Here is a 22,491-nt window from a genome sequence, read left to right as displayed (position 1 = left end):
GCATTTGCCCTGTACAGGAGGTGGCCTTGCCTACGCTGGCCCTGCACGCTTTCCGCCGCGCCTTGCCTATCGCGACGGAACTGCGCATCGACGTCAATCACGCTCCGCGCGAAGTGGAGACCGAACTCGATGCCATCCACGACCGCATGAATCGTCCTTCGGACCGTCTGCATGGATTGCCGGAGGTTCAAACCGACATCCCTGGCATGGTGCTTCGCTACCGCGAGGCCGATGGCGAGTATTACGTGTATGTGGTGGACGCGCGGCGCGGCCGGCTGGCGGGCTACACGGTGTTCAACCGGCTGATCGAAGTGGGGCGGCGCGCCGATCCCTACGTGCGCGCGCCGCATTCGAAGTACGCCGCGCCCTACCAGGGCATGGGACTGGCCACCGCGGTCTATCGCTGGGCCCTGGACGCGGGGCTGTGCATCATGAGCGGGGCGCGCCAGTCGGTCGGCGCGCATCGCCTGTGGCTGGGGCTGGCCCGCGATTATCCGCTGGGCTATGCCGACCTGCGGCGCAAGCGGCTGACCTACCTGGGGCCGGCGGTGACGCCGCAGGTGCTGGGCGATCTGCACACCCGCATGTTCCTGCTGGGCCGGGGCTGGACCTTGCCCGATTACCTGCGGGCCACGGGCATGCAGACCCCGGATAGTGCGCTTTCGCAACAGCTTTAGGGAAATCCCCGGGACGGATCGACGCGGCCCCGGCCGGGCGCGGGTCGCGCCCGGCTGTCAGCCGCGTCCTGCCTGCCTGTCGGCGTGGCGGACCGGCCGCCAGGGAAACGGGGACGCAATTAGCGCGGTGCAACAATGTTTCTATCGGATGCCGGGGTTACAAAACTTATCCGAACTGTCATGAACAGGCGCGGTATGCTGGGTCGCAGATAGAGGGCATCCGAAGTGCATCAGAACAACTTGATCTACAAGGGATACCGGCTGACGGCCAAGGTGTCCCGGGGCGCGGGCGATGAAGTCCAAGCGTTGCCGAGCGGCCCCGTTTTCATCGCATCGGTCATGGTGGTCCAGGCTGGCGCCGTGCTGGAAGGTGGCGACGAATATCCCGTGCCACGCTTTGCCGAAGGTGGTTTTGTCTTCAGTCCGCGCGAAGCGGTGCATGCCGCCATCCTGCACGGCCGCGAAATCGTCGACGGCCTGACCAACATGCCATCCTGACGCCGCCGGCCGGCGCTGATGGGGCGCGGTCCGCGGCGGCGGTTATTCCGCGGCGAACACCGCCCGCCAGTCGCGGGTCTTGGCCAGCGTCAGCACGCTGGCCGACTGTTCCAGGATGGTCACGGCTTTCCTGAGTTCCTCGGCCGACGCGCCATCCTCCAGGATCACCATGCGCGAGTTGCGCGCATCGGCCATTTTCACGTCCGACATCTTGCCGTGGGTCTGGTAGACCTGCGTCCAATCCATTTTCTTGCCCGCCTTGAGCGCGATCGGTTCGATATAGGTCAGCGCGGTGCTGCCCGCGGCGCGCACGGCGAAGGCGAAGTCGGCGGTATGGCCGCTGCTGCCCTTGGCGCGCGCGCCCTTGACCATGCGATTGGGGCCGACCCCGGCCGCCAGCGCCCGGCCGACCTGGGCGCGAAAGCGCAGCTGGCTGAAACGCGGCATCCACTTGGCGCACTGGAACGACAGCGCCATGGCCAGCTTGACCGCGTCCCACAGCGCTTCCTGCAACTGCTCGTTGGGGCCGCTGGCGACGATGGCGCCCGACTTGTCGAAGTGCGCCAGGCTCACGCCCGGCGTTTCGTTGAGGATGTCGATCCGCTTGGGCGCCAGTTCGATGCCGTAGCTGGAGGCATGCATCGCGGTTTCACAGGCGTCGGTGAGATAGAACGACGTGTCGTCCGGATGGGCGATGAAGAATGCCGCGTGCTGGCCGTCCAGGCCCAGCGTCATCGGCGAGATCGCGCGGATGGCGTGCTCGCCCGCCGGCAGGACGGTCCAGCCGGAGGCTTCCAGGAAATTGCTCATAGGATCAGTTCGATTTGTCGGCCTTTGAGGGGATGCGCGAAACCGCCGGTCAGGGTCAGGTTGGCCCTCGGCAGGAAGTACTGCATCAGCTCGGCGATCGTGTGCAGGGCGGGCACGATGGGTTCGGCGTAGCCTTCGCCTTCGTCCACCCAGATGTGTTCGTGGCTGCGGTCCGCCAGCGGCTTGCGGTATTGCGGCCGGCCTTCGCCCACCAGGCTGGTGTGGAAGGAGTCGTCGGTGTCGACGCCGAGGACGCGGTGCGGGCCGACGAACAGGCTGGCGCAGAACGCCTCGGCCAGGAAGATGGTGGCCTGGCCGTGCACGTCGGTGCGGGCGCCGCGGTAGGTGGCGCGGAAGATCACGTCGTCGCGCACTTCACCCTTGATGCGGCAAGGGCTGGCGAACTCCATCCACTGGATGCTGGTGGCGGCCGGCTTGGGGATCCAGGTGATCGGCTTGACGGTTTCCTTGGGCTCCGCGAGGATTTCTTGCACCTCATCAGCGGTGATTAACGGTTCGAACTTGTTGGCCATGGAACGGATGTGGTGTCTGGAAATGCGCCGCCGGGCCGCCCAGCGGGAAAAGCCCCCTTGCGGGAGCTCTGGCCCGCGCTTGGTCTGCGCGGGGGCGTAATCTTACAAGATGAAGACGCCCCCGGTCCGCGCGCTGTATGGATATACAGGCGCAATGGCGTCGCGGCCGGCATGCCGGGGCTACAGCGAGCTGGCGGCGAAGGTATCACATTGCTTGAGCTCGCCGCCTTCCAGGCCGCGCTTGAACCAGCGCACCCGCTGGGCCGACGAGCCGTGGGTGAAGGCGTCCGGCACCACGTAGCCCTGGCTCTGCTTTTGTAGCCGGTCGTCGCCGATGGCGGTGGCCGCGGCCAGCGCTTCCTCGACGTCGCCGCCCTCGAGGATGTTGCGGGCGGCGTTGGCGCGTTGCGCCCACAACCCGGCAAAGCAGTCGGCCTGCAGTTCCATGCGCACGGACAGCGCATTGGCCTGCGACGGGTTGCGGCGGCGCAGGTTGTCGACCTGGTCGGAGATGCCCAGCAGGTGCTGCACGTGGTGGCCGACCTCGTGCGCGATGACGTAGGCCTGGGCGAAATCGCCGGGCGCCTTGAAGCGGTTCTGCAATTCGTCGAAGAACGCCAGGTCGATGTAGACCTTGCTGTCGCCCGGGCAGTAGAACGGCCCCATCGCCGCCTGGCCGGTGCCACAGGCCGTGGGCGTGGCGCCACGGAACAGCACCAGCTTGGGCGGCACGTACTGGCGGCTCAAGTCCTTCTGGAAGATGGCGCTCCAGGTGTCCTCGGTTTCGCCCAGCACCTTGGCGACAAAGCGCGCCTGCGGGTCGTTGGCGGGCGGCCGGGCGGCCGGCCCCTGTTGCTGCTGCGCCGGCGGGCCTTCGGCCATCTGCAGCACCACGCTGGGATCGACGCCGAAATACATGGCCACCAGGGCCAGCACGATGGTGCCGATGCCGATGGTGCCTCGGCCGCCGATACGCGGGCCGCTGGCGCGGCGGTCTTCCACGTTGTCGCTTTCGCGGGAATCGTCCAGGCGCATACTGTGTCTCCGGGCGGGCCGGCATGGCCGCCATGTGTTGCCGTGGCCGCCCATGGTGAAGCGGCCTTCAAGAGTGTTAGGATAAACCCATGGCTCTCCATTTAGATATCCACCCCGCGAATCCCCAACCGCGCCTGCTCAAGCAGGCCGCCCAATGGCTGAACGACGGGGGCCTGGTGGCGGTGCCCACCGATTCCAGCTACGCGGTGGTCGCGCGCCTGGACGACAAGAGCGCGGCCGACGGCCTGCGCCGCCTGCGCGGCCTGGACGAGCGCCATCACCTCACGCTGCTGTGCCGCGACCTGGCCGAGATCGGCCACTTCGCGCGCGTCGACAACCGCCAGTACCGGCTGCTCAAGGCCGCTACGCCCGGCCCCTGGACCTTCATCCTGGAAGCCACCAAGGAAGTGCCGCGGCGCGTTTCGCACCCATCGCGCAAGACTATCGGCATCCGCGTGCCGGATCACGCCGTGATGCTCGGCCTGCTCGAGCAGATGGGGGCGCCGCTGCTGTCCACCACCCTCATCCCGAAGGACGAGACCGAAGCGTTGAACGACGCCGAGGACATCCGCGAGCGCTACGCCCACGAGCTGGCCGCCATCATCGACGCCGGCGCGTGCCCGCATTCGCCGACCACCGTGATCGACCTGACCGGCGCCGAGCCGGTAGTGGTGCGCGTGGGACGCGGCGACCCGGCCACGCTGGGCCTGGCCTGAAGTCACCGCCGCGCATGGCGCCCGGCGCGACCGCGCGCCTCCACTACAATCCGGTTCGCCATGAACGAACTCATCCAAACCATCGCGGTCTACGCGATACCGGTCATCTTCGCCATCACCCTGCACGAGGCCGCGCATGGTTATGTCGCGCGCATGTTCGGCGATCCGACGGCGTACCAGGCCGGCCGCATCAGCCTGAACCCGGCGCGCCACATCGATCCGATCGGCACGCTGCTGGTGCCGGTGGTGATCCTGCTGACCTCCAAGCTGCTGGGCAGCCCGGGCATGCTGTTCGGCTGGGCCAAGCCGGTGCCGGTGGATTTCGGCCGCCTGCGCCGTCCCAAGAAAGACATGCTGTGGGTGGCGCTGGCCGGACCCGCCGCCAATCTGCTGATGGCCATCCTGTGGGTGTTTTCGCTGCGCCTGTTCCTGGAATCGGGCATGCAGGAGAGCTTCTGGTTCGAGATGGCGATGGCGGGCGTGCAGGTCAACCTGGTGCTGATGGCGCTGAACCTGCTGCCGATTCCGCCGCTGGATGGGGGACGCATCCTTTTCAGCCTGCTGCCCAACCGCCTGGCCTGGCAATACTCGAAAATCGAGCCGTATGGGCTGGTGATCGTGGTGGTGCTGCTGGTGACCGACGTGCTCTGGATATTGATGCGTCCGGTATTGGCTTTGGGAACGACGATCGTTCAGTGGTTCCTCTAGGATTTTGGCCAATATCCGTTAAACTCAGCGGTTTCACTGATTCTGGCCCTGGGGCATCCCGCCGTGGGGCTTTGGAGCCCCTCATTTATGGCATCCCCTGCAACCGCCGCAGGCGTTAATTTCCAGGGCAGCATGGTGGCCCTCGTCACCCCGATGCAGCCCGACGGCAGCCTGGACTACGCTGCCTACCGGTCGTTGATCGATTGGCATATCCAGGAAGGAACCGATGCGCTGGTGGTGGTGGGCACCACCGGGGAATCGCCGACGGTTTCCATGGAAGAACACGCGGAACTGATCCGCGTGGCGGTCGAGCATGCGGCGGGCCGCATCCCGGTCATTGCCGGCGTGGGCGCCAACTCCACCGACGAAGCCATCCACCTCACGCGCCACGCCAAGGCGGTGGGCGCGCAGGCCGGCCTGTCGGTGGTGCCGTACTACAACAAGCCGTCGCAGGAAGGCCTGTACCGCCACTTCCGCGCCATCGCCGAAGCCGTGGACCTGCCGACCATCCTGTACAACGTGCCGGGCCGCACCGTGGCCGACATGAGCAACGAAACGGTGCTGCGCCTGGCGCAGGTGCCGGGCATCATCGGCATCAAGGACGCCACCGGCGACATCGCCCGCGGCGGCCTGCTGTTGCGCGAGGCGCCGGCCAGCTTCCAGGTGTTCAGTGGCGATGATCCCACCGCCGCCGCCCTGATCCTGCTGGGCGCGCGCGGCAACATTTCGGTTACCGCCAACGTCGCGCCCAAGCTGATGCGCGACCTCTGTGCCGCCGCCCTGGCGGGCAATGTGCCGAAGGTGCGTGAACTTAATGCGCACCTGGCCCGTCTGAACAAGGCTTTGTTCGTTGAAGCCAATCCTATTCCCGTCAAGTGGGCGCTGGCCGAAATGGGCCGCACCGCACTGGGCTACCGGTTGCCGCTGGTGGAACTGGGCGCGCCGCACCACGAAACGGTGCGTCGCGCGCTCCAGGAAACGGGCCTGCTCTAAATATCGTGAGGATACGTATGAACAAGCGTCATGCCGGTCTGTCGGCATTGATGTCTCTGGTGTTGTTGGCCGGCTGCAGCGAGGTCAACCAATTCCTGGGCAATGAAGAGTCCGTCAACTACAAGAGCGCCGTCACGCAACGTGGCGAGCCGCTCAGCATCCCGCCCGACCTGACCCAGGCCGCCAGCGATCCGCGCTACCGCGCGCCGGCGTCGGGCTCGACCACCTACTCGCAATTCCAGCAGCAGGGCCAGGCCCAGGCCAACGCGCCCAAGGCCAGCAACGTGCTGCCCAACCGCCAGGACATGCGCGTCGAACGCGACGGCGACCTGCGCTGGCTGGTGGTCGACCGCGCGCCCGAGGACGTGTTCCCGCGCCTGGTCGACTTCTGGACCGAAAATGGCTTCACCGTCGCCAGCAACAATCCGGCCGCCGGCCTGATCGAGACCGACTGGGCGGAAAACCGCGCCAAGATCCCGGAAAGCTGGCTGCGCCAGGCCCTGGGCGCGGTGCTGGAATCGGCCTGGGACAGCGGCGAGCGCGAGAAATTCCGCACCCGCGTCGAACGCGTCAACGGCCACACCGAGATCTACGTCAGCCACCGCCAGATGCTGGAAAAGCGCGTTGGCAACGACGGCTCCCAGGTGCAATGGCAGAATGGCAAGGAAGACCCGGGCCTGAACGCCGCCATGCTGGCGCGCATGATGGTCTACCTGGGCACCGACGTCGACAACGCCCGCAAGCTGGTGCAGCAGGCCGAGGCCGCGCCGCAGAAGCCCGCGGTGCAGCAGGACGTCCGCACCCAGGGCGCCGCCCTGATCGTCAGCGAGTCGTTCGACCGGGCCTGGCGCCGTGTCGGCGTGGCGCTGGATGGCGGCGGTTTCTCGGTCGAGGACCGCGACCGTTCCGCTGGCGACTACTACGTGCGCTACGTCGACACCGACACCGGCGAGAAGATCGACCAGCCGGGCTTCTTCAGCCGCATGTTCTCGGGCGACAAGAAGGCCGAGGCGCCGCAGTACCGCATCCATTTGGTCGGCAGCGGCGAACAGACCACCGTCACGGTGCTGGATGCCAAGGGCGAACGCGACAACAGCGCCACCGCCCAGCGCCTGCTGAGCGTGCTGAAAGACAAGATGTGACACATCCCCGGCGAGCGCCTCGGCGCTCGTATGGACCCGGAAAAGGCCCCTTGCGGGCCTTTTTCTTTGTGCGCGCGGCTGGCGCTCATCGGCCGCCGGACAAAGGGCATGGCCGTGGCGCGGCGGCTGCGCGCAAACAAAAACCCCGGCGCGAGGCCGGGGTTTTTGTTTGCCGTGATCAGCGCGGGGGTTGTTCGCTGATCAGGAAGCGGGCGTGGTCGAGCCGCCAGGGGTGGTCGAGCCACCGCCGGGCGTGGTGCCAGGGGTGGGGGCCGGGGCCGGCGAGGTGGCCGGCGGCGTGCTCGAGGGCGCCGGGGTGCTGGCGCCCGGCGTGGGGTTGTTCGCGGGCGCCGGGGCATCTTCCTTCTTGTTGCACGCGCTGAGCGACACCGCCAGCACCGAGGCAATAATCAAGGTTTTGCTCATCATTTTTAGACTCCTGTAGATGACGACTCTTGAAACCCCGTCAGGGGAAACCAGAATCCAGGCTACAGGAAGCCGTAAGCGATGCGAGTGTGAAAGTTAAAAAGGTCGCATCCCAACGGCAACAAACCTTTCCGGGCGGTGTGTTGTCTTGCTTTATGTGACCCTGCGCACAGACCTCATTGCGTTCTGTGCAAGATGGATACGCGCAGGTGTCTGGATACTACGAGGCGATGTAATGCAGCCAGCCGGAGTCGAGCCAGTCCGCCAGGCATGCGCGGGCCTCGTCGGACAGGCGCGCGCAGGCCGGATCGGCGCAGTCCAGGCTGCGCGCGTCGGCCAGCTTGCAGAGCGCGGGCGCGGCCGGCGTCATGGCGGTCTCGCCGTTGATGAAGAGCTGTTTGCCGCGATAGAGCATGCGGCTGCGGCGGTCCAGCACCAGCCTGCCGCTGGCGGGCCAGTCTTCTTCCAGGTCCACGTCCAGCCCCTCGGGGCCGTCGAACACGCTGAGGTTGCTGGGCTCGGTCAGCCAGCAGCCCAGGAAGCGCGAGGCCAGCGCGTCGTCGAAACGCAGCTTGCCGACGGTGTCGAGCGTGGCCTGCACCAGCGCATCGGGTACCTGCGCCGGCGTGGCCACGGCGGCCTGGGCCGGATCGCGGTAGACGGCTGACAACTTGGGGCCGGGCAGCGCCGGTTCGCCGTAGGGGCCGCCCAGCAGCCCGACGCGCGCCATCACCTGGTCGGCGGCGGCTTCGAGCAGGCCGCGCGCCAGCGTGGCTTGCGTGGGGGCCCGGAAACCGATGGAGATGGTCATGCAGCCGTCGCCCGCGGCGATGCCGTCGTGCGCGGCCTGCGGCGGCAGGTAGAGCATGTCGCCCGGCGCCAGCACGGCTTGTTCTTCGGGCTGGAAATGGCTGAGGATCTTGAGCGGCAGGCCGGGTTCGAGCGACAGATCCTTCTGGCGCCCGTAGCGCCATTCGCGCTCGCCGGCCGCTTGCAGCAGGAATACGTCATAGCTGTCGAAGTGCGGACCGACGCCCCCGCCATGGCTGGCGATGCTGATCATCACGTCGTCCAGGCGCGCGTCCGGGATGAAGCGGAACTGCTGCATCAGCTCGGCCGCGGCGTCGCTGTGCAGGTCGACGCTTTGCACCAGCAGGGTCCAGTCGCCTTCGTTGTCCTTGGGCAGGCGGGCGAAGGGGCCGTTTTCCATCTGCCATTCGCCGTTCTCGCGCCAGATCAGGCGCGATTCGACGTCGTCGCGGCGCGCCAGCTTCTTGATCGCGGCGATGGTGACCGGCGGCTTGAAATCCGGGATGGCCTGGCGGATCAGCAGCGGCTTCTTCTGCCAGTAGCGGCGCATGAAGTCGTTGGGGCTCTGGTTGCCCAGCAGCGGCAGGGGATGGTCGAGGTTCATTGCAGGTGCTTCTTCAGGCGGTAGAGGGCGTCCAGCGCTTCGCGCGGGGTCAGGCTGTCGGGGTCGATGCCGGCGAGCTCCTCGCGCAGCGTGTCCAGCGCCTCGATGGCGTCGGCGCGATCGGCTTCGGCATAGGCCTGCGCGTCGGCGTCGGCCGCGGCCGAGAACAGGCCGAGCTGCGGCGTGGGCGCGCCCTGCGCCTCGAGCCGTTCGAGTTCGCGGGTGGCCTGGCGGATCACGGCGGCGGGCACGCCGGCGCGCTGCGCCACCTGGATCCCGTAGCTGCGGCTGGCCGGGCCTTCGCGCACTTCGTGCAGGAACACGATGCCGCCGGCCGATTCGGCCGCGGCCAGGTGCACGTTGGCCGAAGCCGGTTGCTCGGCCGGCAGGCGCGTCAGTTCGAAATAGTGGGTGGCAAACAGGGTCAGGGCGCGGTTGTGCGCCAGCAGGCGGCAGGCGATGGCCCAGGCCAGCGCCAGGCCGTCGTAGGTGGAGGTGCCGCGGCCGATTTCGTCCATCAGCACCAGGCTGTTGGGCGTGCTGGCCGCGAGAATGGCGGCGGCCTCGGTCATCTCCATCATGAAGGTCGAGCGTCCGCCCGCCAGGTCGTCGGCGGCGCCGATGCGGGTGAAGATGCGGTCGATGCGGCCGATACGGGCGCGCGCCGCCGGCACGAAGCTGCCGATGCGCGCCAGCAGCACGATCAACGCCACCTGCCGCATGTAGGTCGATTTACCGCCCATGTTGGGGCCGGTGATGAGCAGCATGCGGCGCGCCGGATCGAGGCGGCAGCCGTTGGGCGTGAAGCGCTCGATGGCCTGTTCGACCACGGGATGGCGGCCGGCGTCGATATCGATGTCGGCCTGCTCGGACAATTCGGGGGCGATCCAGTCGTGCCGCCGCGCGTGTTCGGCCAATGCCGCCAGGGTGTCCAGTTCGGCCAGCGCGCCGGCGCAATCGGACAGCGGGCGCACGTGTTCGGCCAGTACGTCCAGCAGCTGCTCGAACAGCCACTTTTCGCGCGCCAGCGAGCGATCCTGCGCCGACAGCACCTTGTCTTCCCAGGTCTTGAGTTCCGGGGTGATGTAGCGTTCGGCGTTCTTGAGCGTCTGGCGGCGGCGGTAGTCTTCGGGCACCTTGGCGGTCTGACCCTTGGTGACCTCGATGTAGAAGCCGTGCACGCGGTTGAATTCGACGCGCAGGTTGCTGATGCCGGTGCGCTCGCGTTCGCGCGCTTCCAGTTGCACCAGGAAGTCGCCGCCGTCGGCGGCCAGGGCGCGCAGTTCGTCGAGTTCGGCGTCAAAGCCCGTGGCCAGCACGCCGCCGTCGCGGATCGCCACGGCCGGCTCGGCGGCGATGGCGCGCACCAGCAGGGCGGCCAGCGCCGGGTCCACCGACAGGTGCGAGACCAGGTCGTTCAGGCGCGGCGAGGCGGCCATCGGCGCGACCAGGTCGCGCAGCGCCGGCAGGGCTTGCAGGGCGTCGCGCAGGCTCGCCAGTTCGCGCGGACGCACCGAGCGCAGCGCCAGCCGCGCGGCGATGCGCTCGATGTCGGGAAAGGCGTTGAGCGCGCCGCGCAGCGTCTCCAGAAGGCCGGCCGAGCCGAAGGTCTGTTCGACGTCCATGCGGCCGGCCAACAGCGTCGAGATGGCCTGCTGGCGGGCCTGGGCCGGGGCGTTGTCGCGCAGCGGATGGTGCAGCCAGCGGCGCAGCAGGCGGCTGCCCATCGGCGTGCGGCAGCCGTCCAGCAGCGAGAACAGCGTGGGCGAATCCTCGCCCGACAGCGTCTGCGTCAGCTCCAGGTTGCGGCGCGTGACCGGATCGAGCAGCACGAACTGGCCGGGCCGCTCGGCCGACAGGCTCTGCACGTGCGCCAGCGCCTGCGACTGGGTGCGGGCGGCGTAGCGCAGCAGCGCGCCGGCGGCGCAGATGCCGGCCGGCATGTCTTCGATATCGAAGCCGGCCAGCGTGTCGGTCTTGAAATGCGCCAGCAGGTGCGCGCGGGCGCCGTCGCTTTCGAAGTGCCAGTCCGGCACGCGCGAACGGGCGCCTTCGAAAGGAAAGTCGAATTCGGCGCTGTCGGCGCAGACGATTTCGGCCGGCGCGATGCGGTGCAGTTCGGATTCGAGCTGCGCCGGCGCGCATTCGGTGACGCGGAAGTCGCCGCTGGCCAGGTTCAGCCATGCGAGACCGGCGCGCGGCGCGCGCGCATTGCCGGTGACGAACACCGCGGCCAGCGCGCGGTCGGCCTTGGCCGGCAGCAGCGCGTCGTCGGTCAGCGTGCCAGGGGTGACGATGCGCACGATGCGGCGCTCGACCGGGCCCTTGGAGGCCGCGGGATCGCCGATCTGCTCGCAGATGGCGACGGACTCGCCCATCGCCACCAGCCGCGCCAAGTACTGCTCCATCGCGTGCACAGGCAGCCCGGCCATGGGGATGGGCGTGCCGTTGGACGAGCCGCGCTTGGTCAGCGTCAGGTTGAGCAGGCGCGCGCCGCGTTCCGCGTCTTCATAGAACATTTCATAGAAGTCACCCATGCGATAGAACAGCAGCAATGGGCCGGCCTCCGCCTTCAGGCGGAGGTATTGCTGCATCATGGGAGTGTGGCCGGCGTGGGCCTCGGCGGCGGTGGTCTGTGTTGCGGAATTCATGCCCGTGATTGTATCGGGCCGGGGCGGGGTGGGGGAGCGGGCGCCGGAGGCTTTTACGACGGCGCCTGGCGGGTCGGCCTGGCGTGGGGAGCGTCAGGGCAGAAAGGGCAGCAGGACGATGCCGTGGACCAGGACAAGGATGCCGAAGAGGCTCATGGGCGGCAGGGGGCGGCTTGCAGGAGGGCGCCGCCTATCATTGCTCGCCTTTCATTCGTCCATTGCGGCTTGAACGGTCTGGGACTTCGGCGATCTCCGGATACCGTCGTCCGTGGGTGGGCTGCCGCGCGGCGGCCTCGATCTGGGCCCAGGTCTGCGCGTCGGTCGGCTCAACGCCCTCAAGCGACAAGGAGATGGCGAGGCTTGGCGCCTGCTGCGTGCAGGAGGAAGCGGTTTTACGCGAATGGACGGTGCTCATCGGAGCCTCCGTTGAAGACCTTACGAACGTAGCGTAGCAGCTTTCCCCACGATGTGCTGTGAGGCGCCAGGTCGAACAGCATCATGCGCTGGGTGCCGTGGGCATCCCACCAGGCCGGGTCCCTGGCCAAGATTTTCTGGATTGTCTGGCAGCCCTGCAAATATGGCGCGGCGGCCAGCTCATCGGAGGCGATGTCGGCGTCGAAGCCGAATTTTGGCCAGATCCGGTAGCCGACGTAGCGTTTCCCGGCGCCCGGGCCACCGGCCGCGACCAGCGAGATATGCGACAGCCCGGCCAGATGCGCGGTAATTGCTGACAGCGCGAAGGCGATGGTGCCAAGACCCGGTGGCGCGTGGTGCGCCAGGCATATGCAGTCGATGTGCATGTTCTTGACGATAAGCGTGCTGTCGTGTTTGTCGCGTGCGCGGTAGAGTCCCAGTCTGTTCTTGTTCGGGCTTTGGATGATGCCGTTGTTGATGATGGAGAAGTACAGCCCCGCCGGGGCATCGTGAAGGGGCTTGCGGGCGAACTGCGCGTGGACCCGGCTTCCGTTGAAAACGGTGAACAGGTGGGCGAACTCGAGTGTCGAGATCATCCGATCCATGCCGTGGATGAGTTCGCCCGGTACAAGGGTCCTGCCGTCCAGCCGTATGCCGCGGCCGCTCAAATGAGCGATGCCGATCGGATGGCGCAACAGCGCCACATGCAGTGATCGCAGATGCGATCGATAAAAGTCTGTAGGTTCGAGCGGCACGCCGAAGATCCGTCCATCGATGAGGTCGCGGGGCCTTGGCGGGCACCCGTTAACGCATGGATGTCAGGGTATCGGGTTGATGGTGACGGCACACGTCGCGGTGTGATGTTTGCAGCATCATCGGGATGCGCAGCGGCATCCCGGGCGGCGTTCTGCTCGATTCAGCGGCAGAGACTCAATACAACGTGCTGGCCACGCGCGCCGGCAGGTCGCGGTCGTAGGCCGCGCCGTCGAAGGTGCCGGCGCTCAGGTCGGAGAGCATGCGGCCGACGCTGGGCAGCGCCGTGCGCGGGATCTGGGTGGCGGGGTCCCACAGCCGCGAGCGCAGCAGGGCGCGCGAGCACTGGAAGTAGACGGTCTGCACGTCGACGATCAGGACCGAGCGCGGCTGCTTGCCGTCCATCTCGAAGCGTTGCAGCAGCGCCGGGTCGACGCTGATGCGCGCGCTGCCGTTCACGCGCAGCGTCTCGTTGACGCCGGGAACCAGGAACAGCAGCGCCACGCGCGGTTCGGCCAGGATGTTGCGCAGGCTGTCGATGCGGTTATTGCCGCGCCGGTCCGGCAGCAGCAAGGTCTTTTCATCCTCGACCACGACGAAACCGGCGGGATCGCCGCGCGGCGACACATCCAGGCCGTCGGGGCCGGAGGTGGCCAGCGCCACAAAGGGCGCGGCCTCGATGAAGGCGCGGTAGTGCGGATGGACGTGGTCCACTTCCTTCTTGAGCGAAGCTTCGCCCGGTTCGCCATACAGGGCTTGCAGGGCGGCGGCGTCGGTGACGAGGTGGGGGGTGTCCAAGGGCATGGCGAAGGCTCGGGGAAAGAGAGGGGCGGCGGGCTATTGCACCCGTACCGGCATGCTGCAGTCGGAGAAGAATACCTCACAGGCGCCGCCGCTTTCCCGCTTGCACTCGGCGAGCGTCATATCCGTCGCGGCCTCGAGCGTGGGGGCGAACCGGGAGACGGCGATGCCGTTGCCCCAGACGATCACGCCGCATTGGTTGGCGTACGAGACCTGGACGCGGCAGTCGCCGCCGCCTTTTTTGGCGCAGGATGCCACGGAGTCGTCTTCGGCCTGTTGCCGGCTCTTTCTGCTGCCGGCCACGCCAACCTTGCCGGTGACGGCATCCATGGCGATGGCGCCCCAGCGTTGTTCCCAGCGGACCGGCGGCGGGGGCGGCGGCGCTTGGTAGCCGCCCGGCACCTGGTACAGCCCGGGAATCGGAATGCACTGGGCGGTGCCCACGGCGGCCATGGTGTAGCCATCGGGACAGCCTTGTTCGGCCGTTGCCGGACGCGTCACCGCCAGTCCGAGGGCCAGGGTTGCGAATACCACGATGTGAAGAGGAAGACGCTTCATGGACTGGCCTGTGGTGACCGACGCTGTCGGGATGCGCGGATACTAGCGATTCCGGCAGCCAGTGGCAATATGCGCGCGCGAAGCGGAGCGGGCCGGCCGCCGCGGCCTCAGTAACCGACCGGATCGACGATCATCAGCACGCCGTGGCTGCCCTCGGCGACGGCGTGCGGCACCCCGGCGGGCGCCAGGTACATGCTGCCGGCCGCGACCTCGATCGCCTCGCCCTTGACCGACAGGCGCAGCGCGCCACTGATGACGATCAGGGCTTCGTTGTAGTCGTGCGTTTCGGCGGGGGAGGGCTGGCCGTCCATCCGCAGGATCTTGACGTTGCAGCCGCCAGTCTGGGCCAGCACGCGGGACTTCCAGGCGTCGGGCAGGCCGTTGGCGGCGTCGAGCAGGTCGAGCAGGGGCATGGTGGGCTTGCCAGGCGCGCGCCTGGCGCGAGAGGAAGGCGTTCTCACGCCCTGGGGAGAGGGGGAAGGGACCGTTCAGGCTTCCTGGCCGTAGCCGAAAGGCCAGCGGCGGCGGGTGGGTTCGGGCTTGGCGGTGTCTTCTTGCATGTTTTTCTCCGTAGGGTGCATTCCGGGGAATTCTATTTCCCGAGATGTAACAGCATTGCAAGGGATCGTTAGCACTCTGTCGTCGCGGCGGCCCCCTAGTCGGGCGCGAACAGCGTGACCTGGCGTTCGAGCGCGTAGGTGGCGCGGTAGCTGGCGGGCGTGGCGCCGCGGTCGATCAGCAGCAGGCCCTCGCGTTCGGCGGTGGCCAGGACGTCGCGCAGTTTCTGGCCGCTTTCCAGGCCGGTGGCTTCCTGCAGCCGTTGCAGGGGCAGGTAGTCGCCGTTCTTGACGCCGCCAAGGCGCGTAAAGGCGCTGAGCCAGATGCTGCGGCTGGGCGGGGAATTGATCAGACTGGTCATGGGCAGGGGTCCCTTGCGGTCGGATTACTGTATGAATGAACAGTATATCCGAACGTCGGACCAATCCCCGGTAGCGCATGTTGCACGGGTTTGAGGCATGGGGAACGCTGAGGCCGGCAGCGTTTGCCGGCTCCGAACCGCGCCATGCACAATGGCGTCTCGCGGCCGTTCGCAGAGCCGCGGGAGCGCCTGATGCCCGACGATTTGCCCTTCCCCCCCTCGCTGGATGCCAGTGAGCGCGTGACCATCTCCCACGGCCCCCATCGCGCCGAGTTCGCGCCCGGCGGGGGCGGACGCCTGACGCGCCTGTCGACCGAGGCGCACGACTGGATCGTGCCGCTGGCCGAGACGGATTGGCCGCCCGCGCAATGGCCGCGCGCCGGCTCGTATCCGCTGGCGCCGTACTCGAACCGGGTGCGCGATGGCGTGTTCACGTTCGAAGGCGCGCGCCACGTGCTGGCATCGTTGCCCGGACGGCCGCAGGCGATTCACGGCGCCGGCCTGTATCAACCCTGGCAGGTGCGCCATCTGGCCGATGACGCGGTCGACCTGGTGCTGCAACAGCCCGCCGGCGTGCTGGGCTGGCCGTGGCCGTATGAATGCGTGCAGCGCTATCGGTTGGATTCGCGCGGGCTGTCGTTGACGCTGTTGATGATCAACCATGGCGATGCGCCGATGCCGTGCGGTTGCGGCATCCATCCGTACTTCACCGCCACGCGCGTGGCGCTGCATGCGCGGCGCATCTGGCCGACCGACGCCGACGGCCTGCCCGGCGCCAGCCAGACCACCCACGTGCGGGAACTGGGCCAGTCGGCCGAGGGGTGCGATACCTACCTGTCGCAGTGGGGCGGCCGCGCCACGCTGCATTGGCCGGATGGACACGAACTGGCGCTGCACGCCGATCCCGCTTTCGCGCACCTGGTGGTCTACACGGCGCCAGGCGCCGATTTCCTGTGCGTGGAGCCGGTGACCAATGTCGCCGATGCCTTCAACCTGGCGGCGGCCGGCGAGACCCGCACCGGCCTGCAGGTGCTGGCGCCGGGCGGGCGTTTCAGCGCCTCGATGCTGCTGGCGTTGCAAACGCCGCGCGCGGCGCGTTGACGTCGCGCGATGCCGGCGCTGGCAACGGCCAGGGCCTGTCGGCGATAATCCGGCCAAACCAATCCAGGAGTCGCTACGTGAAAAAGCTCAGCACCGAACAATTGCAGGCGGCCGCCGAAACGCTGCGCCGGGTGCAGGCCAGGCTGGCCCGTTCGGGCAACATGCCGCTGGAACCGACGATCTACGCCAGCGCCAAGGGCTTCCGGCGCAACGTGCCCGACTATGTCTGGTCGTGGCTGTCGGGCCTGCTGGCGCCGCACAAGAGCCTGTCGGCGTGGATGGATGCGCACCAGCCCGGTTGGCGCGAAGGCAAGATTCCGGCCGCCGTGGTGTATGCGCGCACCGAGAACGGCTGGTTCGACTGGCTGATCGCCGAACTGGAAACCGAGATCAATGATCCGCACGCCCGCGCCCGGCGCGAAGGACGCGCCTGATCCGGGGGCTTGCAAGAGGGCGGGCGCTGCCCGCCGGCGCAAGGCGGGCGGTGTCCGCGGCCGCGGGCCGTGAACCCGTCAGGCCCCCGCTCGCGACCTCGCCAGGGCGGCGCGCAGCCGCCGCAAGAGCAACACCAGCAGTTCCTGCACCGCGGCCACCAGCAAGGCGGCCAGGATCGAACCGAGCACCAGGGCGTCCCACAGGCGCGGCGGGCCGACCCGGAACTGGATGGTGTCGAACACCAGCCCGGCGGTGATGCCGGCGACGATGACGGCCTTCCAGCCCTGCAGCGGCACCAGCCGCAGCATCAGCAGGGCGACCGCCACCATGCCCCAGAGCATCGGTTCCAGCGCTTGGTCGAACAGGTGAGAAATCAGAGCCAACTCCCGAAAGCGCGGCCACGGACTGAAGGCCCGCGGCGCGCAGTCGAGGTTTTACCTCTTTCTTCCGACGAATGCGAGACACCCGTCCCAATTTTTTCGTCGGGATGGGCCGGGCGCCTCAGAAGCCTTCCAGCACCACCTTGCCGCGCGCCTTGCCGCTTTCGATGAAGGCGTGGGCGCGGCGCAGGTTTTCGGCATTGATGCGGCCGTAGTGCTCGCCCAGCGTGGTGCGCAGGGTGCCGTTGTCGATCAGCCGCGCGGCCTGGTTCAGCAGTTCGTGCTGGGCGATCAGGTCGGGCGTGTTGTGCAGCGGCCGGGCGAACATGAATTCCCAGTGCAGCGAGGCCGACTTGCCCTTGAGCAGGCGCACGTCGATGGCGGAGGGGTCGTCGATCAGGGCGATCCTGCCTTGCGGCGCGATGGCTTCGGCCAGCTGCGCGAAGTGCTGGTCGGTCTGGGTCAGGCCGGCGATGAAGCTGACCTGCGACAGGCCGATGCGCTTGAGTTCCTCGGCCAGCGGGCGGGTGTGGTCGATGACGTAATGGGCGCCCAGCTCGGTGACCCAGGCCTGGGTCTCGGGCCGGGAGGCGGTGCCGATGATGGTCAGGCCGGTCAGCTGGCGCGCCAACTGCACCAGGATCGAGCCGACGCCGCCGGCCGCGCCGACCACCAGCAGCGTGCCCTGGCTGGGCGCGGCGTTGTCCAGCACGCGCAGGCGGTCGAACAGCAGTTCCCACGCGGTGATGGTGGTCAGCGGCAGCGCGGCGGCCTGGGCGAAGTCCAGGCTCTGCGGCATGCGGCCGACGATGCGTTCGTCGACCACGTGCAGTTCGCTGTTGGCGCCGGGGCGGGTCAGGGCGCCCGCGTACCAGACGCGGTCGCCGGGCGCGAACAGGCTGGTCTTGGCGCCCACGGCGCGCACGATGCCGGCGGCGTCCCAGCCGATGATCTCGGGCTGGCCGTCCTTGGGCTTGCGGTTGGCGCGGATCTTCACGTCCACCGGGTTGACGGAGATGGCTTTGACTTCGACCAGCAGGTCGTGGTCGCCGGGAACGGGGTCGGGCGCGGTGATGTCCTGCAGCGATTGCGGATCGGTGGCGGGCAGGTTCTGGAAGTAGGCGATGGCTTTCATGGGGGATCTCGGAACGGGAAAAGGGATCAGGCGATGGTGCGGACCACGCCGCCGTCGACGCGCAGGGCGGCGCCGTTGGTGGCCGAGGACTGGCGCGAGCAGGTGTAGACGACCATGTTGGCCACTTCCTCCACCGTTGCCAGCCGGCGCAGCAGCGAGCTGGGACGATGCAGGGCGATGAAGTCGCGTTCCATCTGTTCTTGCGGCAGGCCTTGTTCCCTGGCCATTTCGGCGAAGAAGTCGACCACGCCTTCGGAGCGCGTCGGGCCGGGCAGCACGGCATTGACGGTGACGCCGCTGCCGGCCGTCAGTTCGGCCAGGCCGCGCGAGACGCCCAGCAGCGCCGTCTTGCTGACGCCGTAGTGGATCATTTCGGCCGGGATGTGCAGCGCCGATTCGCTGGAGATGAAGACGATGCGGCCCCAGTCGGCGGCCAGCATGCGCGGCAGGTAGTAGCGCGACAGGCGCACGCCGCTCATGACGTTGGTATCGAGCATGTAGCGCCAGTCGTCGTCGGTGATTTCGGTGAAGGACTTGGGCGCGAAGTAGCCGGCGTTGTTGACCAGGATGTCGACGTCGGGATGGGCGGCGCAGACCGAGGCGGCGCCGTCGGCGGTGGACAGGTCGGCCTGCACGGTGTGCACCTGGGCGCCCGGATGCCGGCGCGCGATGGCTTCGGCGGCCTGCTTGAGCTTGTCGGCGCTGCGGCCGTGCAGCACCACCTGGGCGCCGGCATCGGCCAGGCCCTGGGCGATGGCCAGGCCGATGCCGCCGGAAGAACCGGTGACCAGGGCTTTCTTGCCGTCGAGTTCGATTTTCATGGGGGACTCCAAAAGCGTGGGGGTGATGCCATCATTACCCAGTGGCGAACGATGAAAAACCGGCTAGCATCGGACTCAGTTTCAATAATTCTTTGAAAATGAGCCCCCATGGTTCGGTTGGAAGACTTGCGCATCTTTGTCGCCGCGGCGGATCACGGCGGTTTTTCGGCCGCCGCGCGCGAACTGGACTTGACGCCGGCGGTGGCCAGCGCCGCGCTCAAGCGGCTGGAACTGTCGCTGGACACCCGCCTGTTCGTGCGGTCCACGCGCAGCCTGCGGCTGACCGGCGACGGCGAGCGCTATCTGGAATACGCGCGCGCCGCGCTGTCGAGTCTGCAGGCCGGCCAGAGCGCGCTGGCGCGCGACAAGACGGCCATCTCCGGCACGCTGTCGGTGTCGATTCCGTCGGACCTGGGCCGCCACGTGCTGCTGCCCTGGCTGGACGAATTCCAGCAGCGCCATCCGCGCGTGAACTTCCAGGTACGCATCAGCGACCGCCTGGCCGACCTCTACCGGCAGCCGGTCGATATCGCGTTGCGCTACGGCACGCCCGGCGATTCCGGCCTGGTGGCGCTGCCGCTGGGCGAGCACAACCGCCGCGTGGTGTGCGCCGCGCCGGCCTATTTCGCGCGCCATGGCATGCCGCAGACCCCGGCCGACCTGCGCCGCCACAACTGCCTGTGCTTCGTGCTGGGCGAATCCCTGCACGACCGCTGGGCCTTCGAGCACGAGGGCGGGGCGCTGACCGTGCCGGTCAAGGGCGACCGCGTCGGTGATGACGGCGACCTGGTGCGGCGCTGGGCGCTGGCCGGCTACGGCGTCGCGTACAAGTCGCGCTACGACGTGCTGGCCGACCTGCGCGCCGGCCGCCTGGTGCAGGCCCTGCCGGACTATACCGGCGAGCCGTCGCCGCTGTACCTGCTGTGCGTGCACCGCATGCTGCTGTCGCCCGCCGTCAAGCGGTTGCGCGAATTCCTGCAGGCGCGCCTGCGCGAATTCGAGGCGGGCGCCGGCGCGGCGCCCTGACAGCCGCGCCGCTCAGTGATGCGCGGCGGCGCGGTTGGCGGCGCGGGTGCGCGCGGCTTTCTTGGCGGCGGCCGAGCGTCCCGCAGCGCCCTTGGTGGCGGCGGCCTTCTTCGCGGCGGCCGAGCGATCCGCCGCGGTGCGCCGGGACGCCGACTTGGACGCGTGGCGCGACAGCGCGGACTTGGACGCGGGCCTGGCGCTTTCGCGCTTGAGGGCGCGCGTGGTGGCGCGGGCGCGCGTCGGCGATTTGGCGTGCCCGTCATGCGCGGCCTCGCTGTCCTGCTTGGCCTTGCGCCGGGTCGACGCGCTGGCCTTCTTGGGCGCGGGCAGATCGACCCCGGCGCGGCGCGCCTTCGACAGGCCGATGGCGACGGCCTGCTTGGTCGAGCGCACGCCGTGCTTGCCTTCGCGCACATGTTCGATTTCCTCGCGCACGAATTCACCGGCTTGGGTGGATGCGGACTTGCCTTGCTTCTTGTCGCGCGCGGCGCGTTGCAGCGTTTTCCGTTCAGGCATGACAACCTCCTGGCTTGCGTTTCAGAAGCGAGACCCGGGGACGCGGACGAGGCCGCGGCGACGGAACTCGTAACACCACTCTATGCCCTGCGCGGTATCCTGTGTGTTCGAATGGATTGCCGGTCGTAAGCGCCGGAACCCCGCGCGCGACCGGCGATTCGCCACGCTTCCCCCTCAAAGGAGACGAGCTATGTCGAATCATGTCTACAAGCAGATCGAGCTGGTGGGATCGTCCACCAAGTCCACCGATGACGCCATCAGCAAGGCCATCGAGCGCGCATCCGAAACGCTGCGCCACCTGGATTGGTTCGAGGTCACCGAGGTGCGCGGCCACATCAAGGACGGCAAGGTGGCGCATTGGCAGGTTGGCCTGAAGATCGGCATGCGCCTGGAAGACGGCGAGGTCTAGCGGCGCCGGTGCCGTCCAATCGCGGCGGCGTCGATGTCATTGGGACACGGCGCCTGCTCCTTTTTTGAGCGACGGCTGCAAGTGCTTGCCGGATAAGCTTTTTTTCAGCTTGTCATGAGACTGTTCAGAGGTTTGTCCACACTCGCTGGGGACAAGCCCGGGCGGTCTGCTCGGCTGGCCGGCGGTGGCATGGCGGCGCCGCGCCGCGACGCGCCGCTGGGCGAATATTGCGCGCCGGCCGCAAGGCCTTGGCGGCAAAGGGAATTTTGCGGCTGCGCGCAGGCTGTCCTCAGCCTTATCCACATTTCCCGGGGACAACCTGGCGCCTGGGTGAGTGCGTCTGGGTCTTTCTTGACCACCCCTTGCAGGTGCTTGATGTGCAAGGGAAAAGCCGAGCTGCCCTCATCCTGTCCTCATGCTTGTCCACAGAATGCTGGGACAAATGCGCCGGTCGATGCAAAGCGTCCGCGGGCATCCCGCAATCGTCCTTTGGACGGTGGATAAGTGCGCCAGGAATCGGCCAAACGATGGATTGCGCAGTTTTTGACCGGTGTCTGCAAGTGCTTGGCACGGCAGGCTTTTTCCCACCTGCCCCACAGCTGTCCTCAAGCTTCTCCACAGTTGGCGGGGATATGTGGGCCCCCACGCGGCGCGCACTGCGTGCGCTTGCTGCCCCCCGAGGGGGCTGCCCGGCCTTCGGGCGGCCGGGCGGCCGGGCGGCTATTTTTTTGGGGCGGTGTTGGTGGGCGGGGGGGCGCGCGAGGGGGCGCGTGTTGGTGGGGCGAGGGCGCGAGGAGGCTTGTTGCCTTCTGAGGTGAGGCGAAGGGAATTATTTGGGAGCGGGGGCGCTTTATCCACAAAAAAAAGCCCCCCGGCTTGGCGGGGGGCGTGATCGCCCGGAGGTAGGCGGGCGATCGGTGCCGGGTGGGGAGGCGCCCTGGCCCGGCATCGGCGGCAATCAGGGATTGAACTTCTTGATCCAGTCGACGTAGCGGTCGATCCAGCCTTGCAGGAACTTGCGCGTGCCCTCGTTGGTGATGGTGTACTGGTCGTCGATCAGGCCATCGGTGTATTGCAGGAAGACTTCCGGCGTGGTCAGCGCGATGGCGCCTTCGGCGGCCAGGATGTTGCGCAGGTGCTGCTGCATGAGCGCGGTGCCGGCGGCGCTGGGCGAGGTGCCGAGGATGCCGACGGCCTTGCCGGCCCACGAGTTCTGGCCCCACGGGCGAGTGCCCCAGTCGATCGCGTTCTTGATGGCGGCGGGCACCGAGCGGTTGTGCTCGGGCGAGACGAACAGGATGCCCTGGGCGTCGAGGATCTGCTGCTTGAGCTTGGCCGCGGGCGCGGGCAGGTTGTTCTCGTTGTCCTGGTTGTACAGCGGCACGTCGCCCAGGCTGACGTAGTCGAACTTGAAGTCCGCGGGAACCAGTTTTTCCAGTGCGCGCGCCAGGCGCAGGTTGATCGATGCGGCGCGCAGGCTGCCGACGAAGACGGCGATCTTGTAGGTGCTCATGAGGCGGGGCTCCTGGGTCGGGGAAAGCCCAGTGTAGACCTGTCCTCATGACGGCTCAATGGCCGCGAATCAATATGGTTATGGGCGGTGTTGACTTGTGTCAGGGC

27 protein-coding genes are annotated in these 22,491 nt (G+C 67.8%); 10 read left to right on the top strand and 17 right to left on the bottom strand.

All coding sequences use genetic code 11. The annotated features are described in order from the left end of the window. Positions 1 to 26: 26 nt before the first annotated feature. Both ACUTAG_RS05695 and ACUTAG_RS05690 read left to right on the top strand, forming a co-directional pair. On the top strand, positions 27 to 677 hold the full coding sequence (locus ACUTAG_RS05695) for a hypothetical protein (RefSeq protein WP_054447202.1): 651 nt from the start codon (positions 27 to 29) through the stop codon (positions 675 to 677). A 225-nt stretch (positions 678 to 902) separates the two neighbouring features. Then, on the top strand, positions 903 to 1,175 hold the full coding sequence (locus ACUTAG_RS05690; RefSeq protein ID WP_006386492.1) for a hypothetical protein: 273 nt from the start codon (positions 903 to 905) through the stop codon (positions 1,173 to 1,175). A 42-nt stretch (positions 1,176 to 1,217) separates the two neighbouring features. Here the strand turns inward: ACUTAG_RS05690 and ACUTAG_RS05685 are convergent, their stop codons facing one another. The 3 genes from ACUTAG_RS05685 to ypfJ all read right to left on the bottom strand — a co-directional run bounded on the left by ACUTAG_RS05685 (position 1,218) and on the right by ypfJ (position 3,553). Next, on the bottom strand, positions 1,218 to 1,985 hold the full coding sequence (locus ACUTAG_RS05685) for a DUF1828 domain-containing protein (RefSeq protein WP_006386493.1): 768 nt from the start codon (positions 1,983 to 1,985) through the stop codon (positions 1,218 to 1,220). Next, a complete protein-coding gene (locus tag ACUTAG_RS05680) occupies positions 1,982 to 2,518 on the bottom strand; it encodes a hypothetical protein (protein ID WP_006386494.1) in 537 nt (178 codons plus the stop codon). Before ACUTAG_RS05680 ends, ACUTAG_RS05685 begins: the two co-directional genes overlap by 4 nt. Before the next feature lie 180 nt (positions 2,519 to 2,698). After that, positions 2,699 to 3,553: a KPN_02809 family neutral zinc metallopeptidase gene (gene ypfJ / locus ACUTAG_RS05675; RefSeq protein ID WP_058665017.1), complete on the bottom strand. Its 855-nt coding sequence runs from the start codon at positions 3,551 to 3,553 to the stop codon at positions 2,699 to 2,701. 89 nt (positions 3,554 to 3,642) lie between these two features. Here ypfJ and ACUTAG_RS05670 point away from each other — a divergent pair, with 89 nt between their 5' ends. The 4 genes from ACUTAG_RS05670 to bamC all read left to right on the top strand — a co-directional run bounded on the left by ACUTAG_RS05670 (position 3,643) and on the right by bamC (position 7,112). Continuing rightward, a complete protein-coding gene (locus ACUTAG_RS05670; RefSeq protein WP_058665016.1) occupies positions 3,643 to 4,269 on the top strand; it encodes an L-threonylcarbamoyladenylate synthase in 627 nt (208 codons plus the stop codon). A 60-nt stretch (positions 4,270 to 4,329) separates the two neighbouring features. After that, on the top strand, positions 4,330 to 4,977 hold the full coding sequence (locus ACUTAG_RS05665; RefSeq protein ID WP_148318411.1) for a site-2 protease family protein: 648 nt from the start codon (positions 4,330 to 4,332) through the stop codon (positions 4,975 to 4,977). 87 nt (positions 4,978 to 5,064) lie between these two features. Beyond that, positions 5,065 to 5,970: a 4-hydroxy-tetrahydrodipicolinate synthase gene (gene dapA, locus ACUTAG_RS05660; RefSeq protein WP_006386498.1), complete on the top strand. Its 906-nt coding sequence runs from the start codon at positions 5,065 to 5,067 to the stop codon at positions 5,968 to 5,970. 17 nt (positions 5,971 to 5,987) lie between these two features. After that, complete coding sequence (gene bamC / locus ACUTAG_RS05655; RefSeq protein ID WP_006386499.1) at positions 5,988 to 7,112, top strand: outer membrane protein assembly factor BamC; 1,125 nt, start codon at positions 5,988 to 5,990, stop codon at positions 7,110 to 7,112. A gap of 201 nt (positions 7,113 to 7,313) precedes the next feature. On the opposite strand, the gene ACUTAG_RS05650 is transcribed toward bamC, so the two are convergent. From ACUTAG_RS05650 to ACUTAG_RS05610, 9 genes are all read right to left on the bottom strand, one after another. After that, positions 7,314 to 7,541 carry a hypothetical protein gene (locus ACUTAG_RS05650; RefSeq protein ID WP_006386500.1) on the bottom strand — a complete coding sequence of 76 codons (228 nt, stop codon included), beginning with the start codon at positions 7,539 to 7,541 and terminating at the stop codon, positions 7,314 to 7,316. A 217-nt stretch (positions 7,542 to 7,758) separates the two neighbouring features. Then, a complete protein-coding gene (locus tag ACUTAG_RS05645; RefSeq protein ID WP_148318413.1) occupies positions 7,759 to 8,952 on the bottom strand; it encodes a ribosomal protein uL16 3-hydroxylase in 1,194 nt (397 codons plus the stop codon). Continuing rightward, positions 8,949 to 11,603, bottom strand: a complete 2,655-nt coding sequence (gene mutS / locus ACUTAG_RS05640; RefSeq protein WP_006386502.1) for a DNA mismatch repair protein MutS — start codon at positions 11,601 to 11,603, stop codon at positions 8,949 to 8,951. The genes ACUTAG_RS05645 and mutS overlap by 4 nt, the downstream gene beginning before the upstream one ends. Positions 11,604 to 11,796: 193 nt before the next feature. Beyond that, the gene (locus ACUTAG_RS05635; RefSeq protein WP_006386503.1) at positions 11,797 to 12,018 is read right to left on the bottom strand and encodes a hypothetical protein; all 222 of its coding nucleotides are present in this window, start codon (positions 12,016 to 12,018) and stop codon (positions 11,797 to 11,799) included. Beyond that, entirely contained in the window at positions 11,996 to 12,772 is a 777-nt protein-coding gene (locus ACUTAG_RS05630) for a hypothetical protein (RefSeq protein ID WP_054444289.1), read from the bottom strand. Before ACUTAG_RS05630 ends, ACUTAG_RS05635 begins: the two co-directional genes overlap by 23 nt. Positions 12,773 to 12,947: 175 nt before the next feature. Further along, the gene (locus tag ACUTAG_RS05625) at positions 12,948 to 13,574 is read right to left on the bottom strand and encodes a pyridoxamine 5'-phosphate oxidase family protein (RefSeq protein ID WP_047991461.1); all 627 of its coding nucleotides are present in this window, start codon (positions 13,572 to 13,574) and stop codon (positions 12,948 to 12,950) included. A gap of 33 nt (positions 13,575 to 13,607) precedes the next feature. Further along, positions 13,608 to 14,129 (bottom strand): DUF4189 domain-containing protein, encoded by a 522-nt coding sequence (locus ACUTAG_RS05620; RefSeq protein WP_020928919.1) that lies wholly within the window; start codon positions 14,127 to 14,129, stop codon positions 13,608 to 13,610. Between the two features lie 107 nt (positions 14,130 to 14,236). After that, entirely contained in the window at positions 14,237 to 14,542 is a 306-nt protein-coding gene (locus ACUTAG_RS05615) for a cupin domain-containing protein (protein WP_006386507.1), read from the bottom strand. 242 nt (positions 14,543 to 14,784) lie between these two features. After that, positions 14,785 to 15,048 carry a hypothetical protein gene (locus tag ACUTAG_RS05610; protein ID WP_054441015.1) on the bottom strand — a complete coding sequence of 88 codons (264 nt, stop codon included), beginning with the start codon at positions 15,046 to 15,048 and terminating at the stop codon, positions 14,785 to 14,787. 192 nt (positions 15,049 to 15,240) lie between these two features. On the opposite strand from ACUTAG_RS05610, the gene ACUTAG_RS05605 reads away from it, so the two are divergent. Together ACUTAG_RS05605 and ACUTAG_RS05600 are read left to right on the top strand one after the other, a co-directional pair. Then, positions 15,241 to 16,149 (top strand): aldose epimerase family protein, encoded by a 909-nt coding sequence (locus tag ACUTAG_RS05605; protein WP_148318415.1) that lies wholly within the window; start codon positions 15,241 to 15,243, stop codon positions 16,147 to 16,149. A gap of 77 nt (positions 16,150 to 16,226) precedes the next feature. Beyond that, on the top strand, positions 16,227 to 16,583 hold the full coding sequence (locus tag ACUTAG_RS05600) for a hypothetical protein (RefSeq protein ID WP_006386510.1): 357 nt from the start codon (positions 16,227 to 16,229) through the stop codon (positions 16,581 to 16,583). Between the two features lie 78 nt (positions 16,584 to 16,661). Here ACUTAG_RS05600 and ACUTAG_RS05595 read toward each other — a convergent pair whose 3' ends face one another. From ACUTAG_RS05595 to ACUTAG_RS05585, 3 genes are all read right to left on the bottom strand, one after another. After that, a complete protein-coding gene (locus ACUTAG_RS05595) occupies positions 16,662 to 16,967 on the bottom strand; it encodes a hypothetical protein (RefSeq protein WP_223821467.1) in 306 nt (101 codons plus the stop codon). Positions 16,968 to 17,085: 118 nt separating this feature from the next. Then, a complete protein-coding gene (locus tag ACUTAG_RS05590; RefSeq protein ID WP_058665010.1) occupies positions 17,086 to 18,099 on the bottom strand; it encodes a zinc-binding alcohol dehydrogenase family protein in 1,014 nt (337 codons plus the stop codon). 26 nt (positions 18,100 to 18,125) lie between these two features. Beyond that, a complete protein-coding gene (locus ACUTAG_RS05585; protein ID WP_148318419.1) occupies positions 18,126 to 18,920 on the bottom strand; it encodes an SDR family NAD(P)-dependent oxidoreductase in 795 nt (264 codons plus the stop codon). A 108-nt stretch (positions 18,921 to 19,028) separates the two neighbouring features. Here ACUTAG_RS05585 and ACUTAG_RS05580 point away from each other — a divergent pair, with 108 nt between their 5' ends. Continuing rightward, positions 19,029 to 19,946 carry a LysR family transcriptional regulator gene (locus tag ACUTAG_RS05580; RefSeq protein ID WP_020928912.1) on the top strand — a complete coding sequence of 306 codons (918 nt, stop codon included), beginning with the start codon at positions 19,029 to 19,031 and terminating at the stop codon, positions 19,944 to 19,946. Between the two features lie 12 nt (positions 19,947 to 19,958). On the opposite strand, the gene ACUTAG_RS05575 is transcribed toward ACUTAG_RS05580, so the two are convergent. After that, the gene (locus tag ACUTAG_RS05575; protein WP_047991456.1) at positions 19,959 to 20,462 is read right to left on the bottom strand and encodes a DUF6496 domain-containing protein; all 504 of its coding nucleotides are present in this window, start codon (positions 20,460 to 20,462) and stop codon (positions 19,959 to 19,961) included. 190 nt (positions 20,463 to 20,652) lie between these two features. On the opposite strand from ACUTAG_RS05575, the gene ACUTAG_RS05570 reads away from it, so the two are divergent. Then, entirely contained in the window at positions 20,653 to 20,871 is a 219-nt protein-coding gene (locus tag ACUTAG_RS05570; protein WP_020928910.1) for a dodecin, read from the top strand. 958 nt (positions 20,872 to 21,829) lie between these two features. Here the strand turns inward: ACUTAG_RS05570 and ACUTAG_RS05565 are convergent. Further along, positions 21,830 to 22,384 carry an NADPH-dependent FMN reductase gene (locus ACUTAG_RS05565; RefSeq protein ID WP_026384430.1) on the bottom strand — a complete coding sequence of 185 codons (555 nt, stop codon included), beginning with the start codon at positions 22,382 to 22,384 and terminating at the stop codon, positions 21,830 to 21,832. Between the last annotated feature and the right edge of the window lie 107 nt (positions 22,385 to 22,491).

This window comes from Achromobacter sp. CSND-B12, assembly GCF_052906545.1.
Note: the sequence above shows the minus strand (reverse complement) of the source record. Positions and strands in the feature narration are given on the sequence as shown.

Excerpts from the sequence above, each read along its gene's own strand:
- ACUTAG_RS05685 (WP_006386493.1), bottom strand. The coding sequence starts at position 1,985 with ATGAGCAATTTCCTGGAAGCCTCCGGCTGGACCGTCCTGCCGGCGGGC.
- ACUTAG_RS05680 (WP_006386494.1), bottom strand. The coding sequence starts at position 2,518 with ATGGCCAACAAGTTCGAACCGTTAATCACCGCTGATGAGGTGCAAGAA.
- ypfJ (WP_058665017.1), bottom strand. The coding sequence starts at position 3,553 with ATGCGCCTGGACGATTCCCGCGAAAGCGACAACGTGGAAGACCGCCGC.
- ACUTAG_RS05670 (WP_058665016.1), top strand. The coding sequence starts at position 3,643 with ATGGCTCTCCATTTAGATATCCACCCCGCGAATCCCCAACCGCGCCTG.
- ACUTAG_RS05665 (WP_148318411.1), top strand. The coding sequence starts at position 4,330 with ATGAACGAACTCATCCAAACCATCGCGGTCTACGCGATACCGGTCATC.
- dapA (WP_006386498.1), top strand. The coding sequence starts at position 5,065 with ATGGCATCCCCTGCAACCGCCGCAGGCGTTAATTTCCAGGGCAGCATG.
- bamC (WP_006386499.1), top strand. The coding sequence starts at position 5,988 with ATGAACAAGCGTCATGCCGGTCTGTCGGCATTGATGTCTCTGGTGTTG.
- ACUTAG_RS05650 (WP_006386500.1), bottom strand. The coding sequence starts at position 7,541 with ATGATGAGCAAAACCTTGATTATTGCCTCGGTGCTGGCGGTGTCGCTC.
- ACUTAG_RS05645 (WP_148318413.1), bottom strand. The coding sequence starts at position 8,952 with ATGAACCTCGACCATCCCCTGCCGCTGCTGGGCAACCAGAGCCCCAAC.
- mutS (WP_006386502.1), bottom strand. The coding sequence starts at position 11,603 with ATGAATTCCGCAACACAGACCACCGCCGCCGAGGCCCACGCCGGCCAC.
- ACUTAG_RS05635 (WP_006386503.1), bottom strand. The coding sequence starts at position 12,018 with ATGAGCACCGTCCATTCGCGTAAAACCGCTTCCTCCTGCACGCAGCAG.
- ACUTAG_RS05625 (WP_047991461.1), bottom strand. The coding sequence starts at position 13,574 with ATGCCCTTGGACACCCCCCACCTCGTCACCGACGCCGCCGCCCTGCAA.
- ACUTAG_RS05620 (WP_020928919.1), bottom strand. The coding sequence starts at position 14,129 with ATGAAGCGTCTTCCTCTTCACATCGTGGTATTCGCAACCCTGGCCCTC.
- ACUTAG_RS05615 (WP_006386507.1), bottom strand. The coding sequence starts at position 14,542 with ATGCCCCTGCTCGACCTGCTCGACGCCGCCAACGGCCTGCCCGACGCC.
- ACUTAG_RS05610 (WP_054441015.1), bottom strand. The coding sequence starts at position 15,048 with ATGACCAGTCTGATCAATTCCCCGCCCAGCCGCAGCATCTGGCTCAGC.
- ACUTAG_RS05605 (WP_148318415.1), top strand. The coding sequence starts at position 15,241 with ATGCCCGACGATTTGCCCTTCCCCCCCTCGCTGGATGCCAGTGAGCGC.
- ACUTAG_RS05590 (WP_058665010.1), bottom strand. The coding sequence starts at position 18,099 with ATGAAAGCCATCGCCTACTTCCAGAACCTGCCCGCCACCGATCCGCAA.
- ACUTAG_RS05585 (WP_148318419.1), bottom strand. The coding sequence starts at position 18,920 with ATGAAAATCGAACTCGACGGCAAGAAAGCCCTGGTCACCGGTTCTTCC.
- ACUTAG_RS05580 (WP_020928912.1), top strand. The coding sequence starts at position 19,029 with ATGGTTCGGTTGGAAGACTTGCGCATCTTTGTCGCCGCGGCGGATCAC.
- ACUTAG_RS05575 (WP_047991456.1), bottom strand. The coding sequence starts at position 20,462 with ATGCCTGAACGGAAAACGCTGCAACGCGCCGCGCGCGACAAGAAGCAA.
- ACUTAG_RS05570 (WP_020928910.1), top strand. The coding sequence starts at position 20,653 with ATGTCGAATCATGTCTACAAGCAGATCGAGCTGGTGGGATCGTCCACC.
- ACUTAG_RS05565 (WP_026384430.1), bottom strand. The coding sequence starts at position 22,384 with ATGAGCACCTACAAGATCGCCGTCTTCGTCGGCAGCCTGCGCGCCGCA.